This is a genomic window from Bacillus cereus group sp. N14, assembly GCF_016483555.1.
Taxonomy (GTDB): domain Bacteria; phylum Bacillota; class Bacilli; order Bacillales; family Bacillaceae_G; genus Bacillus_A; species Bacillus_A wiedmannii.
On the sequence record NZ_JAEHBQ010000110.1, the window covers coordinates 1 to 247 of the forward strand.

Here is a 247-nt window from a genome sequence, read left to right on the forward strand (position 1 = left end):
CGGTGACAGTGCGCGGCCGTAGGACGACGTCCTCACCAGCACGCACCTTGGCGTAGGCCCGCCGGCCGTTACCCTTGATCGCGCTGACGGCAGCGGGAACCTGTTGGCTCTCTCCGGTCTGACGCGCCATCGCGGCGTGAATGGCCCTGTCTTCGATTGCGGAAGCGTCGGTGGTCACAGTGACGTCCCCCTCCGCGTCATCAGTGACGGTGCCCACCCCTAGCCTCATGGTGGCGGTGTAGTCCTT

General features: G+C 66.4%; 1 pseudogene. It reads right to left on the reverse strand.

Features of this window, described 5'->3' with window-relative positions:
• Positions 1-247 (reverse strand): annotated as a pseudogene (locus JDS82_RS30320) (tRNA pseudouridine(55) synthase TruB); the annotation flags it as partial.